The following is a 17,530-nucleotide window of genomic DNA, read 5'->3' as shown; positions in this document are numbered from 1 at the left end:
ATGCGCGTCGATCTGCTCAGCCGGGAGTACCCGCCGGAGGTCTACGGCGGCGCGGGGGTGCACGTGGAGTACCTCGCGCGGGAGCTGCGCGCGCTCTGCGACGTCCGGGTGCACGCCTTCGGCGCCGAGCGTGACGAGCCGGGTGTCTCCAGCCACCGCGTTCCCGGCGGCCTGGAGTCGGCCAACGCCGCGCTCCAGGTGCTGGGCGTCGATCTGGAGATGACCGCCGCCTGCGCCGGCGCGGACCTCGTCCACAGCCACACCTGGTACGCGAACCTCGCCGGGCATCTCGCCAAGCTGCTGCACGGCGTCCCGCACGTCGTGACGACGCACAGCCTGGAGCCGTTGCGGCCGTGGAAGGCCGAGCAGCTCGGCGGCGGCTACGCGATCTCCTCGTGGGCCGAGCGCACCGCCATCCTCGCCGCCGACGCGGTCGTCGCGGTCTCGGAGGGCATGCGCCGCGACGTGCTCGCCTGCTACCCCGAGCTCGACCCCGAGCGGGTCACCGTGCTGCACAACGGGATCGACACGGTGCAGTACGCGCCCGATCACGGTACGGATGTCCTGAAGCGGTTCGGCGTGGACCCCGGTCGGCCCTCGGTGGTGTTCGTGGGCCGGATCACCCGGCAGAAGGGGCTGCCGTACCTGCTGCGGGCCGCCCGGTCCTTCGACCCGTCGGTGCAGCTCGTGCTCTGCGCCGGCGCGCCGGACACCCCTGAGATCGCCGCCGAGGTCGACGCGCTCATCGATGGCCTCCGCCGCGAACGGCAAGGCGTCGTGTGGATCGCGAAGATGCTGCCTCGCCCGCAGGTCGTCCAACTGCTCAGCCACGCGAGCGTGTTCGTCTGCCCGTCGATCTACGAGCCGATGGGCATCGTGAACCTGGAGGCGATGGCCTGCGAGGCGCCGGTCGTGGCCACCGCGACGGGCGGGATCCCCGAGGTCGTCGCCGCTGGGGAGACCGGGCTGCTGGTGCCGATCGAGCAGGTCGCCGACGGTACGGGCCTGCCGGTCGACCCGGAGCGTTTCGTCACCGACCTGGCCGAGCGGGTCAACGCGTTGATCGCCTCCCCGGGCCGCGCCGCGATGGGCCGGGCGGGCCGCCGCCGGGCGGTCGAGCACTTCTCCTGGCCGCGGATCGCCGAGCGCACCCGGGAGCTGTACGCCCGGCTCGTCTGAGCATCGGCGCTCACCTGTGCCGCCCAGCGGAATGTGACGTAAATCACATCGCCTTCGGCGGAATTGATTGACCGGGCGGCCAGTTATGGATGGGTGATTGACCGTTCGGCCAGTCAAAAGAGACGGAGGTGGCATTCATGAAAGCCTGGACTCGATGGCAGGACTGGGTGGCGTTGGTCGCGGGTCTGTACGCGGCTCTGTCTCCGATCTGGGTCGACACCACGCATGAAGGCGGTGCCGTCGCCTCGCTGATCGTTCTGGGCGCGCTGCTCGTCATCACGAGTCTCGTCTCCCTCGCCCGCGCGGCCGGTGCCGTGACGGAGTGGCTGATCGCGCTCTGGGGTGTCCTGCTCTTCATCGCACCCTGGGTGATCACCTACACCGGGCACAGCGGTGCCGCGTGGACCTCCTGGATCGTCGGTGTCATCGCCGTGCTGGCCGGCCTCAGCGTCGGTGTCACCGGCGACCTGACGCACCGCCGCGCCGTTACCCACTGATCCCCCATCGACACACGTACGCTGACGAGGGGCCGGGCAGGCAGCCCGGCCCCTCGCCGTATCTCACCGGAGGAGTCCCCGATGCCCGGCACGTCACGCGTCCGCTCGGCCGAGGACAGCCGCGCGCGCATCCTGGACGCGGCCGAGGGGCTCTTCGCCGAGGAGGGGTACGACGCCACGCCCACGTCCCGCATCGCCGAACGCGCCGGCGTCTACAAGGGGCTCGTCTTCCACTACTTTGCCCGCAAGATCGACATCCTGCTGGCCCTCGTCGACCGCGTGCCGATCGAGCAGATCGCGTCGCTGGAGGCCGAGGTGGTGCCCGGCGACGTCCCCGCGACCCTGCGCAACGTGGCCGCCGACTTCGACGTCTGGTACACCCGGTCGTCCGGGGCGCGGCTCATCCTGTTCCGCGAGGCGGCCACCCATCCGGAGGTCGGCGGTGCGCTCGCCGAGGTGAACGCCAAGCTCATCGGCCTCGTACGCCGGGCCATCGACGGCGCGCTGCCCGACCCCGCCGTGCCCGAAGGCCGCCGGACCGCGGCCGCGACGACCTTCGCCGTCGCCCTGCTCAACCACGCGCACTGGCGCGACGTCGGCGTGCCCACCTTCGACCTGGGCGACATCGCCGAACTCCTCGGCGCGGGCCTCACCGCTTAGCATCCCTCGCCCGCCGCCCTGGGGCGTGAAAGCCGCCTGCCGCCGGCCGCGACCGGCGTCCTGCCGTATCGGCCGCGGAGGCGCCTGCCGCGACCGCTCCCGAGACGCATCCGTCCACAACGGATAACCTGTCACACAGGGGGCGTGAGTTAGGTTGACCTAAGCAACCCGTTGAGGAGTCAATCAATGGCGAACGATAGACCGGCCCGCAAGGGCAGGAGACTGACCCGGGCGAAGGTCCTGCGGGTCCAGTGGATCACGCCGCACATGATCCGCGTGTTCATCGGCGGTGAGGGCCTGGCCGGCCTCGGCGTGGGTGAGTTCACCGACCACTACATCAAGCTGCTGTTCCCGGTGCCGGGGGTGAGCTACCCCGAGCCGTTCGACATGGAGGTCATCCGCCGTGACCTGCCCCGCGACCAGTGGCCCCGCATGCGCTCCTACACCGTACGGAGCTGGGACCCGCACGCGCTGGAGATGAGCGTCGACTTCGTCCACCACGGCGACGAGGGCCTGGCCGGCCCGTGGGCCGCGAACGCCCGGGCAGGGGACGACGTGCTGTTCCTGGGCCCCGGCGGTGCCTACCGGCCGTCCCCGGAGGCCGACTGGCACCTGCTGGTCGGCGACGAGAGCGCCCTGCCCGCCATCGCCGCGTCTCTGGAGGCCCTGCCGCAGGGCGCTCCGGCCCGGGTGTTCATCGAGGTGACGGGCCCCGGCGAGGAGCAGGAGCTGATCACCCTGGGCGACGCCAAGCTGGTGTGGCTGCATCGCGGCGACGCGCCGGTCGGCGACGCGCTCGTCGAGGCGGTACACGGGCTGGAGTTCCCGGACGGCGACGTGCACGCGTTCGTCCACGGAGAGGCGGGCTTCGTCAAGCGCCTGCGCCGCCACCTGCGCGTCGAGCGCGGCATCCCGCTGGAGCAGCTGTCGATCTCGGGCTACTGGCGGTACGGCACCGACGACGAGGGCTGGCGCGCCGGCAAGCGCGAGTGGAACCGCCAGATCGAGGAGGAGGAAGCCCGGAGCGCGGCCGGTTAGAGGACGAAGCCGGTCGGCAGGGGATCGGCCGGGTCGAGCAGGTAGTTGGCCGTACCGGTGATCCAGGCGCGGCCGGAGATCTCCGGGACCACGGCCGCCACCCCGCCGACGCGCGTCGTGTCCACGAGCCGGCCGGTGAAGCGGGTGCCGATGAACGACTCGTTCACGAACTCCGCCCCCAGCGGCAGCTCGCCCCGCGCGTGCAGCTGCGCCATCCGGGCCGAGGTTCCCGTGCCGCACGGCGACCGGTCGAACCAGCCCGGGTGGATGGCCATCGCGTTGCGCGACAGCCGCGCGTCCGAGCCCGGCGCCAGGAACTGGACGTGCTTGCAGCCCGCGATCAGCGGGTCGGCCGGGTGACGCGGCGGGCGCTGCTCGTTGATCGCCGCCATGATGGCCAGGCCCGCCTTGAGGATGTCGTCCTTGCGGGCGCGGTCGAAGGGCAGGCCGACCGACGACAGCTCGACGATCGCGTAGAAGTTCCCGCCGTACGCCATGTCGTACCGCACCTCGCCCAGGTCCGGCACGTTCACGGTCAGGTCGTGGCCGAGGGCGAACGACGCGACGTTGCGCAGCGTGACGCGTTCGGCGTGCCCGTCGCGGACCGCCACCCGCGCCTCCACCAGGCCCGCCGGGGTGTCGAGCCGTACGACGGTCTCCGGTTCGGTGACCTCCACCATGCCGGTCTCCACCAGCACCGTCGCCACGCCGATCGTGCCGTGGCCGCACATCGGCAGGAAGCCGCTGACCTCGATGTAGACCACGCCCCAGTCGGCGTCCTCGCGCAGCGGCGGCTGGAGGATCGCCCCGCTCATCGCCGCGTGCCCGCGCGGTTCGTCGACCAGGAAGCGGCGCAGGTCGTCCAGGTGCTCCACGGCGTACCGCCGGCGCTCGGCCGCCGTCGCCCCCGGGATCGGCGCCACCCCGCCGGTGACGACCCGCGTCGGCATGCCCTCGGTGTGCGAGTCGACCGCGCTGATCGTACGGATCGACCTCACCGGGCGGTCCTCCTCCGCTGCTTGGCCAGCGCCGCGATCGCGCGGTCCATGTCCGCCTTCACCTGGGCGCGCTGCTCGCCGGTCAGCGGCCCGCGCGGCGGGCGGCAGGGGCCGCCGTACCTTCCGACCATGTCCATGCCCAGCTTGATCGCCTGGACGAACTCCGTACGCGAGTCCCAGCGGAACGCCGCCACCAGCGGTTCGTACAGTTCCCGCGCCTCATCCAGCCGGCCCGCGACGCCCAGTTCGTACAGCCGCGCCGACTCGGCGGGGAAGACGTTCGGGAAGCCGGCGAACCAGCCGGTCGCGCCCATGAGCAGCGCCTCCAGCGTCACGTCGTCCGCGCCCGCGACGACCTCCAGGCCCGGCGCCTTTTCCTGGATCTCCAGGACCCGCCGCACGTCGCCGGAGAACTCCTTGACCGCGACGACGTTGTCGATCTGCGCGATCTCGGCCAGCAGGTCGGGTGTGAGGTCCACCTTCGTGTCGATCGGGTTGTTGTAGACCATGACCGGCAGGCCGACCGAGGCGACCGCCTCGAAGTGCGCGATGACGTCGGCGTGGCTCGCCCGGTACATCGTCGGAGGCAGGCACAGCAGGCCGTCCGCGCCGTCCTCGGCCGCCAGCTCCGCCCAGTGCCGGGCCAGGTGCGACCCGGGCGCGTGCACGCCGACCACGACGACGGCCCGGTCGCCGACCGCCTCGATCGCCGTACGCGCGACGCGGCGGCGCTCCTCATCGGTCAGCGAGGAGTACTCGCCGAGCGAGCCGTTCGGGCCGACGCCCTGGCAGCCGCCGTCGACCACCCAGCGGCAGTGTTCGGCGTACCGCTCGTAGTCGACCGCCAGCCCGGCGGGCGCTGAGGCGTCCTCACGGTAGGGGAGCGCGGTCGCCACGATGACGCCGCCGAGCCCTTTGACCTGCTTGGTCACGTGGTTTGCTCCTTCTCGGGGGGATTGGCGAGCTCGCCCAGCCGGATCGGCCAGGCGACCGGCCGGTGGTGCGGGTTCGTGTCGAGCAACTCGGCCAGCGCGGGCCCGCAGATCCGCGCCTGGCACGGTCCAAGTCCGGCACGCGTACCGAGGCGCACGGCACGAGCATCGAGCCCCGGCGCGCGGGCCCCTTCACGAAGGGGGGTCGCCTGGGCGTGGGCGGCTTGGCGGAGGGTGCCGTAGTCGGTCTCCTCGCAGCGGCACACGATCGTGTCCGGGCGCAGCCACTCCGTCCAGCGGCGGCCGATGGGATGCGCGGTGGCCAGTCGTACGGCGAAGGCGCGGCCCTCGTCGCGCCGCCGGCGTATCGCGCGCAGCCGCTCGGGGGAACCGCCGCCCGCGACCCAGCCGGCCACCACGCCCTCGGCACGGGCGGCCGGCGCGCCGGCGATCCCGGTGACCTCGCCCGCCGCGTACACGCCGGGGACGCTCGTCGCCTGGTCGCCGTCGACCATGACGAAGCCGCCGAGGACGGCGCAGCCCGCGGCGACGGGCAGTTCGAGCCGCGCGGTGAACCCGTGGGTGACGCAGAGCGCGTCCACGGCCGAGGTCCGCTCGCTGCCGGGCACGACCGACCAGTCGGCGCGGAGCCGTGCGGTGACGGCCTCCTCGATGCGACCGTCGCCGCGCGCCTCGATCACCGCCCGCCCGGTCCGGTACGGGACGTGGCCACGGGCGAGCCTCGCGGCGTACGCGGCGAGTTCGGCGGCCTTGCCCGCCTGCCCCGCGAGTTCCCAGGGACGGTGGGTCCAGCCGCGCAGGACCGCGCCGGTCGTGCTCGCCTCCAGTACCTCGATGACGTGCGCGCCCACGTCCAGCAGCGACGCGGCCACCGGCAGCAGGAACGGCCCGGTGCCGGCGACCAGCGCGCGCCCGCCCACGGCGACGCGTTCACCCTTGGCCAGTGCCTGGGCGGCTCCGGCGGTGACGACGCCGGGCAGCTCCCAGCCGGGGAAGGGCAGCACGCGGTCATGGGCGCCGGGAGCGAGGACCAGCGCGTCGGGCCGGAGGACGTACCGGCGGCGTTGGTCGCCGTCCGCGTCCGAGCCGCGCACGACGTGTACGCGGGGCGTGCCGGAGTCGCGTCGTTCGAGCGACCAGACGGCGGCACCGGGCCACCAGTCGCAGCGTTCGCTCTCACGGATGCGGAAAGGGCGTTTCGCCTCGTAGGTGTCCGTGGGCATCCGGTGGTACTGCCCGCCCGCCTGGTCGGCCGCGTCGATGAGCGTCACCCGCGCCCCGGCCCGTACGGCGGCGGTGGCGGCGGCGAGCCCGGCCGGTCCCGCGCCGATGACGACGACGTGGCGCGTCACGGTGTCTCCTCCGCGGTGTCCTCGGCGCGGGACTGGGTGGTGACCACGTCGCCGTCGCGGGCCCTCCGGAGGCAGGCGCGCACGTCGCGGACGCCGTCCACGGTCACCAGGCAGTCGAAGCAGACGCCGATGCCGCAGAACACGCCGCGCGGCGCCCCGGACGGCGCCCGCCGCCACGGCCGGTGCCCGGCGGCGATGAGAATCCCGGCGATCGTCTGTCCGGCCCGGCCGGTCAAAGGCTCGCCGTCGACGGTGATCCGGGTCATCGGCACGGCTTCGTACGCCCGGCGGCTTCGTGTCATCCGGCGGCTCCCTGGGGCAGGACGGCGGGTCGGTCCACGCGGAACGGGGCGGCGTCGACCTCGGGCGTTCGTCCGGTCACCAGGTCGGTGAGGAGCCGTGCGGTGCCCGGGGCGAGGCCGATGCCCGCGCCCTCGTGGCCCGTCGCGTGCCACAGGCCGTCGACGCGAGGATCCGCGCCGATGATCGGCAGATGGTCCGTGACGTACGGGCGGAAGCCGCCGTACGCGCGCATCGCCGGTACGCCGGACAGGCACGGGAACAGCCGCAGCGCCCGCTCCGCGATCACCGAGAGGACCTCTGGGCGCAGCCGGTCGTCGAATCCGGCGGCGCGGCGCGAGGAGCCGAGCAGCACGGTGCCGGCGCGGGTGGACTCGACCACGGCCGAGGCCTGGAGTTCGTCCGTGTCGCCGCCCACGGCACCCACGTAGTCGGCGTCGTACACCTTGTGGAAGACGGTCGGGGGCAGCGGCGTCGTGACCAGGATCTCTCCGCGCCGGGGGCGTACGTCGACCGGCGCGCCGAGGCGGCGGCTCAGCACGCCCGCCCACGGGCCCGCGGCGTTGACGAACAGGTCCGCCTCCAGCGTGCCGGCCGTGGTGCGGACCGCCGTGAGGCGCCCGCCGCGCGCGACGGTGCCGAGAACCTCGCAGCCGGTCAGCAATGTGGCGCCCTCGCGCCGGGCGGCGTCGAGGAGGACGTTCGCGGCGCCGGCGGGCTGGACCTGGGCGTCGTCCGGATAGTGGACGGCCGCGGTGACGTCACGGGTGAGGTGGGGTTCGGCGCTCGCGAGCTCGGCCGGCCCGAGTGGCTCGGCGCGTACCCCGGCGGTCCGCTGCGCGGCGGCGAACGCGGTGAGCTCGCGGGCCCCCTCCTCGGTGGTGGCCACGACGATGCCGCCCTTGGCCTGCCACTCGGTGCCGTCGCCGGTCACCTCCGGCCACAGCCGCCGGGAGAACTGGGCCAGCCGGAGCTCGGCACCGGGCCCCTTGTCGGAGACGAGGACGTTGCCCTCACCGTGCGCGGTGGTCGCCCCGGCCGCGCCGGCCCGGTCGACGAGGGTCACGCGGACACCGGCGAGAGCCAGCTCACGGGCGCACGCGGTGCCGATGATCCCAGCGCCGATCACGATCGCCTTCATCCGTTCGATGATCCGAACGTTATGGCGGCTCTCGCGACGACGTCAACGGCCAGACCGGGGGGCACGCAGCGTCGAACGCCTCCGGCCGAGCGCCCGTGCGCGAAGTCACAGGGGCATCGGAGAGAAACCCGGGTCGAGGCGTTCGCGGCGAAGGAAGAAGGTCACGTGCGGGTGCTCGGCGCCGAGCGACCGCTGATAACGGACAAGGATGTCGGCGCGATCGGTCCCCGCCTCCTGCTGCCGGCCGAGGTCCGACAGCACCAGCGTGAGATTTCCGGCGCAGGCCAGCGTATGCGGGTGGTCGGGGCCGAGCACGCGCCGCAGCCCGGTGAGCGCGGTGCGCGCGTCGGCCGCCGCGTCGTCCAGGCCGCCGGAGTCCGCCAGGGCGTTCGCACGCGTGGTCATGGCGGTCAGCGTGTACGGGTGGCCGGCCCCGACCGTGCCGTGCAACCCGCTCAGGGCCCCGTCCAGCAACGTGATGGCCGCCGCTGGATCTCCGCTCTGCCGGTGGGCCGCCGCCAGCTCGATCGCGCAGGCGTGCGTGTAGGGGTGATCGGTGCCGAACGTGGACCGGTAACGGTCGGCGGTGTCCGTGAGACGGTCCAGAGCCTCCTTCGTGCGACGGCTCATCCGCAGCGCGGAGCCGAGAGTCACCGCCGCGGCGAGTGTCTGCGGATGGTTCACGCCGAAGATCCGCCAGCACCGGTTGTGCACGTCCGAGGCGGACTCGTAGGCGTTCGGGACACCCGCGTCGGCGCGTGCCGCCGCGAGGTCGTTGGCGTGAGCCAGCACCCATGGGTGGTCCTCGCTCAGGATCCCCCGGTCGATGACCGACCGGTACCCCTCGTTGACCTGGTCGGCGACCTGGAGCGCGGCGTGGTAGCGGCCGGCGTGCCGCAGGCTGCGCGCCATCGCGTTCTGGTAGTAGAGAACCGCTGGATGATCGGCGCGGCCGTAGAAGTTCAGAGCGTCGCGGTAGACCCTCTCGTCCTCGCGCGCCGCGTCGTCGTGACGCCCGTTGAGGGTGTCATCGATCGCGACGTTGTTGCGGGCCATGAACGACTGGGGATGGTCCCGGCCGAACACGCGCAGGTGCGCGCTCAACGAGGCCCTGTCGGCGTCGAGGGCCTCGGCGAAACGTCCTCGCATGCGCAACTCGGCACCGACGGACCTCCCGAGGATGACGGTCTCCTCGTGGTCGTCGCCGAGCGACGCCTGAGCCCGGGCCAGGGCGGTCCGGCTGAGTTCGAAGGCGTCGTCGTAGGCGCCGAGGGCCCCCATGGCATCGGCCTTGGAGCGGTTGACGGCCAGGTGCATGGTGAGAGCGTCCAGGTCGTCGGGGACCGACGCGGGCCATCGCTGCAGGGCGCGGTCCGCGAGGGCGCGTGCCTGCACCGGATCACCGACGACCCGCAGGTAGCGCACGATGTTCAGCACCAGGCGCTGAGCGGACGGGTCGCGGCAGCCCTCCAGGCCGGAGGGCGACATGTGCCCCCGGAGCTCCTCGTAGTGCGGCCAGTTGTCGAAGTCGTCGGGGTCGCCCGGATCCGCGGCGGCCAGCAGGAGATGCACGTCGTGTCGCGACTGCTCGACGTCCGCCGCGCTCAGCCGGTCGCGTACGACGGCCTGCACGATGCGGTGCACCTGGATGGTCCGGCGCGCCGGATCCACCCGGGCGAGCGCCGTCCGCCCCAGCGCGCCGATGGCACGGCTGCGGGTGATCGGGTCACCGAGGGTCGTCTGGAGAGAGGAACGGGGGAGATAGCGTCCGCGTTCGAGCGCCTCCAGCGGGATGGGTCCGGCACCGAAGAACGCGCAGCATCGCAGCAACTCGAGAGCCGGCGGTGTGTCCTGTCGGAGTCGTTCGATCGCCGCGTCCCAGCTCTCGGTGACCGATACCGGATAGCCGGACGGCTGGTTCGCCGACAGCAGCCGCCGGGGAGCGGCTGCGAGCCGGGTCAGGTACTCATCGAGAGGGATCCGTGACTCGGCGGCGTGTTCGAGGACCAGGGGAAGATCGCCGGCCGCCTCCGCCAGCCGATGGGCGTCCGCCTCGCTGAGCCCGCGTATCCGGCCCGACAGGAACTCGACGCTCTCGCGCCGGGAGAGCACGTCCAGCTCGTGCAGCTCCTCGAAGGCCCTCCACCGGCTGTTGCGCGTCGTGATGATGATGTTCCCGCGTTCCGGCGGCAGCAGATCCCGCACCCGGTCGGGGTCGTCCGCGTTGTCGAAGACCAGTAGCCACTGCGCGTAGGGACGGCCGAGGCGCAACGCGTCGATCACCGCGGCGGCCCGCTCTTCGTCGGTCATCTCCGTTTCGCCGGCGATGCCGATCTGCGCCAGGTCGGCGAGAGCCCGTTCGCGCGTCTCCGCGGAGATCCACCAGACCAGGTCGTGATTGCCCTTGAAGTGGTTCGCGTACGCGATGGCCACCTGGGTCTTGCCGACGCCGGCCAGGCCCTGGACGGCGATGACGCCGCCCCGTCCGATCAGACGGCGACGCATCTCCTCCAGCACGTCCTCACGGCCGATGAAGTCGTGCACGATCGGCGGCACCGGTCCCCACAACGTGCTCTCGGCCGTATACGGAGACGGGTCATCCGCCGGCGCGCTGGGAGCGGCGGGCGAGGTGGGGGCAGGCGCCGTGCCGCTCTTCTCCGGTCGTGGGCTCCGCGTTCTGCGGGCGCCCCCGTAGCCGAGGTCGCGGTGTCCCGCCATGGCCGCGTCCCAGCGGTTCTTCCAGTCCGCCGGGGTGCCGAGCGGGTCCGGATCCAGGCCGCTCTCGGCGGCGGCCTCGCGGCACGCGGTGACGAACACGGCCACGAACCGCCACTCGGGAAGACGGACCCGCTTGCCGGTGAGGACATCGCTCATCGTCGAGCGGCTCAGGCGGTGGTCGCTCAGCCGCTCCAGGGTGGAGTAACTCGGCATGCCCGCGTCCTGACGCAGCCGGACCAGATCCGCGACGAAGCTCGGTGCCGCCTCCTCCCCCGAAGGGTTCATTCTCACCCGCCTTCGGCCGCCGGATGTCTACGTGGATGCCGTCCCAAATCCTCCGGATTCCTCCGGACTCATCCGTAGTGTGCCAGGTAGGAAAGGCGATGACTATGTCATTTGTGCACCATTCGTGCGGTCGCTCCTGACGGATGCGTTTTTGGACGGCGTAAAAATCGAGTATGACCACGTCGCCGATGCCGTGACACGATGACCGGAGCCATCGCGGCCGGCCTTTCGGCCGGCCGCCGGCTCGTGTGCTCCTCGAGCCGGGCCGTGAAGCTGAGGGCCCGGGCGAATTCGCGGTAGATCGGCAGCCGCTGGTCGCGCGGCGCGCCGTGGAGCGTCAGCCTCAACCCGATGAACAGCGTCAGGCAGCGCAGTGTCGCCGCGACGACGGTCCCGCCGGCCAGAGCGACGAGCGGCCATAGACATGCCTGGCTCAGGATCACGGAAACGACCTTCCTTGTCGGCCTCTGGTTCAAGCAAACGAGGTCGGTGCCTGGCCGGACAAGGTCATCAGCCGACGTCGGAGGACTCCGGCGTCCGTGGGTCCGGATGCGGCGCCCGGTCCGGACGAATCAAGAAAGGCTAGATCCCGGAAATATCGGTCCTCTTCCGGAAGGGGTCGGAATATCGCGGAGCGTCATCCGGCCCGCCCTCCGAGCGGGGGTTCAGAGCCGGTTCTGAAAGCCCGCGGATGCTTCGGTCGTGGCCTCGTCTTCCGCGAGTACGCGGCGAAGTGCCTGGTCCAACGCCCCGTCGGCGTCGACGCGTAGCTCACGGAGAGGCAGCCGTGACAGGTTCGGCAGATCGCGGATCGCCGGAAAGGCGTCGTCGCTCATGTGGTCCCTTTGCTCGCCCATCGATACTGGTAGCAGGCACATCGTAGACCGCGGTGCCAGCCTAAGAATCGACGGCCGGTGGGCATCGGTTCCGAGGTCGGGACGGCCTCCCGAGACGGTCGTCGGCGGCGGAAATGCCCTTCCGGGAACGGATGAAAACGCCGTTCGGGGCGAATAGTCGGCGGAAGTGGCGACATCAGGGCCGTGGTCCTCGGTCGGCGGAGTCTTATGATGTGGACGCATCCGATCCGCCGACCTGTATCCGGAGGTAGGAGCATGGCCATTTCCGGGGAGTCAGGGCGAATGCCGGAGGTCTGGGGCGGAGTACCGACCCGGAACAAGAACTTCACCGGACGTTCCGAGCTGCTCCAACTCCTGCGGGCACGGATCGGTGACTCGGCCACCGCGGTGCTGCCGAGCGTCGGGCCGGGGCGTGCCGCCGGTCCCTCCCATGCGCTTCAGGGCATGGGCGGTGTCGGCAAGACCCAACTCGCCGTGGAGTACGTCTACCGGTACCGCGCCACGTACCAGCTGATCTGGTGGATTCAGGCGGATCAACCGGCGCTCGTACGGTCTTCACTGGCCAAGCTCGCCCCTCGCCTCGGGCTGCCGTCCTCCGAGCGCAGTGGCACCGATGGGGCGGCGCAGGCCGTCCTGCGGGCCCTGGCCCGAGGCGAACCCTACGATCGCTGGCTCCTCGTCTTCGACAACGCGGTCGAACCGGCCGACCTGAAGGACCTGATCCCCACGGGCCCGGGACACGTCCTGGTGACCACGCGCAACTACAACTGGAACGGACTCGTCGAGACGCTCGAGGTCGACGTCTTCCGGCGCGAGGAGAGCGTGGAGTTCCTCCGGCGGCGGAGCGCGGTCGCCGAGTCGGAGGCCGATCGGCTCGCGGAGGCCCTGGGCGACCTGCCCCTCGCGCTTGAGCAGGCCGCCGCGCTGAAGGCGGAGACGGGCATGTCCGTCGACGAGTACCTGGGACTGCTCCACGAACGGACCCGGGAGCTCCTCGAACAGAGCCGGCCGGCGGACTATCCGACGTTCGTGTCCGCGGCGTGGACGGTGTCCGCCGAAACGGTGGAGGCGAAGCTGCCCGAGGCCATCGAGCTGTTGCGATGTCTCGCGTTCTTCGGCCCCGACCCGGTGCCGCGCGAGATCCTGCGCGCCTCCGGCGAGCTGCGCCGGCCCCTGCTCAAGGCGACGCTCGCGGATCCCATCATGTTGACCCGGGCAGTCGGTGAGCTGGGACGTTTCGCGCTCGCCAAGGTCAGCACCGGCGACCGGTCCATCGAGGTGCACCGGTTGATTCAGGCGCTGCTCCGCGATCAGCTCCCCGCGAAGGACCGGGAGTCGCTGCGTGACGACGTGCACGTCCTGCTGGCGCACGGGGCGCCGGCGAACCCCGACGACGGCTCTCAGTGGCCGCGCTACGCCGAACTCGTGCCTCACCTCGGGCCGGTCGGGATCGTCCGGAGCGTCGACATGCGGGTGCGGGACTTCGTGCTGAACGTCGTGCGCTACCTGTACCAGTCGGGCGACCGCCAGGCGGCACGGTCGATGGTGGAGGACGTCCTGCGCCGCTGGGATGACACCCCGGGCGAGGACAACGACCGCCTGCTCCTGACCGCCGCCGCTCACCGCGGTGACATCCTCCGCGATCTCGGGGACTACGCCGCGGCGCTGGAGACCGACCAGGAGGCGTTCCACAACGCCCAGCGGGTCTTCGGGCAGTACCACGAGATCACCCTGCGCCTCGCCCGGGGCATGGGCGGCGACCTGCGCGGCACCGGGAGGTTCGCGGAGGCGGCGGCCCAGGACGACTCCGCGCGCGAACGCCATGTGCAGGCGTTCGGCGCCGACGACCGCAGGACGCTGCGCAGCGTCAACAACCTCGCCCTGGACTACGGCCTCGTGGGCCGCTACAAGGAGGCGCGGGAGCTGCACCTGCTCGCCTACACCAGCCAGCGCGACCCGGAGAGCGGAGCCAGCGAGGTCGAGATCCTCAGCTCCTGGAACGGCCTCGCCCGGGTGATCCGGCAGAACGGTGACTACGCGATCGCGCGTGACCTCGGCCGGGACGCGCTGGGGTACGGACACAAGGAACTGGGCGCCGAACACCCCTGGACGTTGCGGACCGGCCGGGACCTGTCCATCGCGCTGCGCCGGGCCGGTGAGTTCGAGGAGGCGCACGAACTCGCGGAGAGGGTGTACGCCGCGTGCCGCCGGCTCTTCGGGCCGGACAACCCCGACACCCTCGCCGCCGCGACCTGCCTGGCCAACGCCGAACGGAGCGTCGGAAACCTCGACAAGGCCTTCGAGCTGGCCGAGGACGCGCTGCGCCGCTATGCCCCCGTCTACGGACAGGAACACCCCTTCACCATCGCCTGCCTCGGCAACGTCGCGCTCCTCCACCGGGTGAAGGGCGCCGTACGGACGGCACGAGAGCTGGACCAGGAGTGTCTCGGGGGCCTGCGGGACACGGTCGGTCCCGACCATCACTACTCGCTCAACGTCGCGATCAACCTGGCCAGCGACCTGGCGGCGCTGGGCGACGTCGCCGGCGCCGTGTCCTTGGGCACCGAGACGCTGGAACGCGTGCGCGCGGTGCTCGGCGAGGGGCACCCCGTGGCGATGGGCTGCGCGGCCAATCTGATCAACGACCTGACCGCGGCGGGCGACCGAGAGGCGGCGGCCGTGCTCTCAGCGGAGACGTTCCCCCTGTACGAGCGGCTCTTGTTCCCCAACCACCCGGATGTCAGAACCGCCCGGGAGGGCCGGCACCTCGACTTCGACTTCGACCCACCGCTGATCTGAGCGATCAGCCGGACGCCGCAGTGGTGGTGTTCCGCCGCTTCCAGGCGTCGTGGTGCCGCTGGTTCTCGTCGGCGGCGCGGGCCATCGCGCGTGCCGGGACCTCGTCTCGCTCCCAGCCGAGCAGCGTGGCGCGTACGCCGGAGACGAACTCCTCTCCCGCGGCGGTCAACCGGCCGCTGTTCAGCAAGGTCTCGGCGCCGGCGCGGGCGGCGGCGCGCCAGCGGGCGAACTCGCGGTCGGCGGTCCCGGTGGTGTCGAGGGCGCGTTCGCGGCGCCAGAAGCCGGTGACTCCGAGGTACGCGTACACCCCCTGGAGGAGGCCGCCGGCCGGGCGGGGGTCGTCGCGCCACGGCGCGTAGTAGCGCGTGCCGTCGTCGGGGAGCACGAGGCGCACGATGTCGAGCAGGCCGGTGAGCTTCGCGTGCCCGACCTCGTGCGCCAGGGTCTCGGCGCAGGATCGCGGGTCGGTGGGCACGGACATCGCGACGGAACCGAAGGTGTCCCGCCCGGTCGCGCTGACCTGGCCGTGCTCGGGTGACCGCAGCGGAGTGAGCACCAGCAGCGCGGCCCGGACCTCGTCGGCGGTGTCCGGGTGGTGACGCGCGAGGTGTTCCCAGCCCGCCGGGAAGACCTCCTGCCACTCGCGGACCTGCCGGTCGGTGAGCGGGCCGGCGAGATCGGGCATCGCGGGCATGCGGTAGGGGTCCGTGTCATCGATGATCAACTCGATACGGCGGCTCGCGCCGCCGGCGGACAACCTGGGCAGGGCGCGCCAGCCGGGGACGTCGTGGCGCGGATCGGCCGGCAGCGTCAGCCGGTCGACCGCGGCGTCGTCGGCGACGCGAGCCGGGGCGCCGCCGGGAAGACAGCGGATCTCGGCGCCGTCACCGCTCACGTCGATGACGGCCCGGTCGCGCCGCAGGAGCGCCCGGCCCAGCGACGGGAGTACGAGCACGCCCGCGGGCGCGGCCACCTCGACGGTGGCCGGGACGCCGGCGCGGATCGCGGCGGCGGCGGCGAGGGCGCCGAGACGGCCGAGGTCGGCGTCGGCGTCGCGGGCGGAGGAGGGGCGGGTCAGCGTACGCGCGGCATGCCGCGCCCAGGCGCGGACCGACGGATGGCGGAGCGTGGCCTCCACCTCGTCCGGCGCCTTGTCGTGCAGCGAGGCGAGCTGCTCGAACGCGCGCTCGGCGTCGAGCGCGCCGGGTCGGCCCGTGGCGCGGCGGAGCACGCCGGTGACGAGCAGCAGGAGCTTGCTGTAGGAGATGTCCGAGAGCAGGCTGATCGCCGTCGGCCCACCTCCTCCCGCGGCGATGGCCGAGAACGTCTCACGGGAGAGCTGATGAGATCTCATGCTTCTCTGTTTCCGTTCGCCCGGGCGATCAGGTCGGTCTCCATCACGCGCGCCATGTGGGAGATCAGGCGGAGCAGATCAGGGCAGTAGACGGAGGGATTCGCGAACCCCGATCCCGGCCGGTAGCGGTGGGCGTACAGGCCCGCTCCACAGACACGGTGGACGGCGCAGCGGCGGCAGTCGTCCGCGAGGGCGAGCTCTCCGAGCTGACGTGCGGCGACCGAGGGCAGGGCGAGTGCCGCGTCGAACGGATCACGTGTGACGTGAAGGCCGGTGACCGGCGCGCCGGAGTAGGCGGACTTCAAGATGTCGGACTGCTCGATGCCGCCATCGGTCTCGACGACCACCACCGTGACCGGCGAGAGCCCGACGCTCTCGCTGGCCGACGCGCCGCCGAGCAGCAGGTGCATCAACTCGCCGAACAGCCGGACCCGCGTCTCCTGCCGGGGGGCGGCGTACCAGTGATCGAACACCTCGATCAACCAGTCGGCGTACGGCGTCGCCGCCGAACCGGGGTGCCGGCCGGGTGGCGGCGCCGTCCAGTTGCCGTGCGGGAGAAGGAAGTCGATCGCCGGCGGGTCGAACTCGAGCAGGGCCGCGTACGTGTCGAGCGGTGGGTTGCGCAGGTCGACCGTGCACAGCAGGCCGCTGAACAGATGCCGGTGGCGTTCGGACAGAAGACGCACGTTGGCCGCGACCGTGTCGTAGCTGCCCGCGCCGTGCGCGTAGCGCCGGTGCCGGTCGTTGGCCACGGAGTCCCCGTCGAGGCTGACTCCGACGTGGACGCCGAGCCGGTCCAGCAGTTCGAGGTGGGGGGCGAGCCGTACGCCGTTGGTCTGGAGCGCCATCCGGACCTCCACCCCCGGCCCGACCGCCTCGCGAATCGTGGTCACGGTCTCGGTGATGGCCTCCGGGCCGGCCAGCAGGGGCTCGCCGCCGTGCAGGACCACGTCGATCGAGGTGAGCCCATGGGACCTGACGTGCTCCCCGATCCGGGAAGCGGTCGCGGCGACGACCTCCGAGGACATCCGGAGCGGCCGGTCTCGCCAGCTCTGGTCGGCCATCGCGTAGACGTAGCAGTAGTCACACGCCAGGTCGCAGCGGCTGTGGATCTTCAGGACGAATTCCCGGAAGGGGCGAGGCCGCCAGCCGGTCCGTACCAACCGCCCCACGTCCAGCGACGCGGGCCACTCAGGGACGGCCTCGGCTGGCAAGTCTCATCAACCCCTTGCAGGGATCGCGTAGTCGCGTCGTCCAACGCGCGACGCCGCTCGGTCAGGCCGGCGCGTCGTGCGGGCATCAAGCTACTGGTTCACGTACACCGGTGGGGGGAGGCGACCAAGCGTGTTGGGCGGCGGCCCGACGGGCGTCCCCCGGTGCGCCCGGAGGCGGCTCCGAC

Annotated in this window: 15 protein-coding genes; 5 read left to right on the top strand and 10 right to left on the bottom strand. The window is 72.1% G+C overall.

The window, feature by feature from the left end; genetic code table 11:
* From glgA to ABEA10_RS47935, 4 genes are all read left to right on the top strand, one after another.
* The gene (gene glgA, locus ABEA10_RS47950; protein WP_345475378.1) at positions 1-1,179 is read left to right on the top strand and encodes a glycogen synthase; all 1,179 of its coding nucleotides are present in this window, start codon (positions 1-3) and stop codon (positions 1,177-1,179) included.
* Positions 1,180-1,316: 137 nt separating this feature from the next.
* Positions 1,317-1,676 (top strand): SPW repeat protein, encoded by a 360-nt coding sequence (locus ABEA10_RS47945; protein WP_329254097.1) that lies wholly within the window; start codon positions 1,317-1,319, stop codon positions 1,674-1,676.
* 81 nt (positions 1,677-1,757) lie between these two features.
* On the top strand, positions 1,758-2,336 hold the full coding sequence (locus ABEA10_RS47940; protein WP_345475377.1) for a TetR/AcrR family transcriptional regulator: 579 nt from the start codon (positions 1,758-1,760) through the stop codon (positions 2,334-2,336).
* A gap of 186 nt (positions 2,337-2,522) precedes the next feature.
* Positions 2,523-3,374: a siderophore-interacting protein gene (locus ABEA10_RS47935; RefSeq protein ID WP_345475376.1), complete on the top strand. Its 852-nt coding sequence runs from the start codon at positions 2,523-2,525 to the stop codon at positions 3,372-3,374.
* On the opposite strand, the gene ABEA10_RS47930 is transcribed toward ABEA10_RS47935, so the two are convergent.
* The 8 genes from ABEA10_RS47930 to ABEA10_RS47895 form a co-directional block, all read right to left on the bottom strand.
* A complete protein-coding gene (locus tag ABEA10_RS47930; RefSeq protein WP_425551065.1) occupies positions 3,371-4,324 on the bottom strand; it encodes a proline racemase family protein in 954 nt (317 codons plus the stop codon). The two genes, ABEA10_RS47935 and ABEA10_RS47930, sit on opposite strands and share 4 nt — an antisense overlap.
* Positions 4,325-4,368: 44 nt before the next feature.
* Positions 4,369-5,304 carry a dihydrodipicolinate synthase family protein gene (locus ABEA10_RS47925; RefSeq protein ID WP_345475373.1) on the bottom strand — a complete coding sequence of 312 codons (936 nt, stop codon included), beginning with the start codon at positions 5,302-5,304 and terminating at the stop codon, positions 4,369-4,371.
* Positions 5,301-6,677, bottom strand: coding sequence for an FAD-dependent oxidoreductase (locus tag ABEA10_RS47920; protein ID WP_345475371.1), 1,377 nt, complete (start codon positions 6,675-6,677; stop codon positions 5,301-5,303). The genes ABEA10_RS47925 and ABEA10_RS47920 overlap by 4 nt, the downstream gene beginning before the upstream one ends.
* The gene (locus ABEA10_RS47915; RefSeq protein WP_345475370.1) at positions 6,674-6,979 is read right to left on the bottom strand and encodes a (2Fe-2S)-binding protein; all 306 of its coding nucleotides are present in this window, start codon (positions 6,977-6,979) and stop codon (positions 6,674-6,676) included. The genes ABEA10_RS47920 and ABEA10_RS47915 overlap by 4 nt, the downstream gene beginning before the upstream one ends.
* On the bottom strand, positions 6,976-8,118 hold the full coding sequence (locus ABEA10_RS47910; RefSeq protein WP_345475369.1) for an NAD(P)/FAD-dependent oxidoreductase: 1,143 nt from the start codon (positions 8,116-8,118) through the stop codon (positions 6,976-6,978). The genes ABEA10_RS47915 and ABEA10_RS47910 overlap by 4 nt, the downstream gene beginning before the upstream one ends.
* A 105-nt stretch (positions 8,119-8,223) precedes the next feature.
* On the bottom strand, positions 8,224-11,121 hold the full coding sequence (gene fxsT, locus ABEA10_RS47905) for an FxSxx-COOH system tetratricopeptide repeat protein (RefSeq protein WP_345475368.1): 2,898 nt from the start codon (positions 11,119-11,121) through the stop codon (positions 8,224-8,226).
* A 107-nt stretch (positions 11,122-11,228) separates the two neighbouring features.
* The gene (locus tag ABEA10_RS47900; RefSeq protein ID WP_345475367.1) at positions 11,229-11,564 is read right to left on the bottom strand and encodes a hypothetical protein; all 336 of its coding nucleotides are present in this window, start codon (positions 11,562-11,564) and stop codon (positions 11,229-11,231) included.
* Positions 11,565-11,786: 222 nt separating this feature from the next.
* Complete coding sequence (locus ABEA10_RS47895; RefSeq protein WP_329254131.1) at positions 11,787-11,957, bottom strand: hypothetical protein; 171 nt, start codon at positions 11,955-11,957, stop codon at positions 11,787-11,789.
* Positions 11,958-12,260: 303 nt separating this feature from the next.
* On the opposite strand from ABEA10_RS47895, the gene fxsT (ABEA10_RS47890) reads away from it, so the two are divergent.
* Complete coding sequence (fxsT, locus tag ABEA10_RS47890; protein ID WP_345475366.1) at positions 12,261-14,777, top strand: FxSxx-COOH system tetratricopeptide repeat protein; 2,517 nt, start codon at positions 12,261-12,263, stop codon at positions 14,775-14,777.
* Positions 14,778-14,781: 4 nt separating this feature from the next.
* Here fxsT (ABEA10_RS47890) and ABEA10_RS47885 read toward each other — a convergent pair whose 3' ends face one another.
* Positions 14,782-16,131, bottom strand: a complete 1,350-nt coding sequence (locus ABEA10_RS47885) for an HEXXH motif domain-containing protein (RefSeq protein WP_345475365.1) — start codon at positions 16,129-16,131, stop codon at positions 14,782-14,784.
* Positions 16,128-17,345, bottom strand: a complete 1,218-nt coding sequence (locus tag ABEA10_RS47880) for an FxsB family cyclophane-forming radical SAM/SPASM peptide maturase (RefSeq protein WP_345475364.1) — start codon at positions 17,343-17,345, stop codon at positions 16,128-16,130. Before ABEA10_RS47880 ends, ABEA10_RS47885 begins: the two co-directional genes overlap by 4 nt.
* Positions 17,346-17,530 lie beyond the last annotated feature (185 nt).

The organism is Actinoallomurus oryzae, assembly GCF_039541955.1.
Classification (GTDB): domain Bacteria; phylum Actinomycetota; class Actinomycetes; order Streptosporangiales; family Streptosporangiaceae; genus Actinoallomurus; species Actinoallomurus oryzae.
This window is presented reverse-complemented; position numbering and strand designations above follow the sequence as displayed.

Excerpts from the sequence above, each read along its gene's own strand:
- glgA (WP_345475378.1), top strand. The coding sequence starts at position 1 with ATGCGCGTCGATCTGCTCAGCCGGGAGTACCCGCCGGAGGTCTACGGC.
- ABEA10_RS47910 (WP_345475369.1), bottom strand. The coding sequence starts at position 8,118 with ATGAAGGCGATCGTGATCGGCGCTGGGATCATCGGCACCGCGTGCGCC.
- ABEA10_RS47935 (WP_345475376.1), top strand. The coding sequence starts at position 2,523 with ATGGCGAACGATAGACCGGCCCGCAAGGGCAGGAGACTGACCCGGGCG.
- ABEA10_RS47895 (WP_329254131.1), bottom strand. The coding sequence starts at position 11,957 with ATGAGCGACGACGCCTTTCCGGCGATCCGCGATCTGCCGAACCTGTCA.
- fxsT (WP_345475366.1), top strand. The coding sequence starts at position 12,261 with ATGCCGGAGGTCTGGGGCGGAGTACCGACCCGGAACAAGAACTTCACC.
- fxsT (WP_345475368.1), bottom strand. The coding sequence starts at position 11,121 with ATGAACCCTTCGGGGGAGGAGGCGGCACCGAGCTTCGTCGCGGATCTG.
- ABEA10_RS47945 (WP_329254097.1), top strand. The coding sequence starts at position 1,317 with ATGAAAGCCTGGACTCGATGGCAGGACTGGGTGGCGTTGGTCGCGGGT.
- ABEA10_RS47930 (WP_425551065.1), bottom strand. The coding sequence starts at position 4,324 with ATGCCGACGCGGGTCGTCACCGGCGGGGTGGCGCCGATCCCGGGGGCG.
- ABEA10_RS47915 (WP_345475370.1), bottom strand. The coding sequence starts at position 6,979 with ATGACACGAAGCCGCCGGGCGTACGAAGCCGTGCCGATGACCCGGATC.
- ABEA10_RS47885 (WP_345475365.1), bottom strand. The coding sequence starts at position 16,131 with ATGAGATCTCATCAGCTCTCCCGTGAGACGTTCTCGGCCATCGCCGCG.
- ABEA10_RS47940 (WP_345475377.1), top strand. The coding sequence starts at position 1,758 with ATGCCCGGCACGTCACGCGTCCGCTCGGCCGAGGACAGCCGCGCGCGC.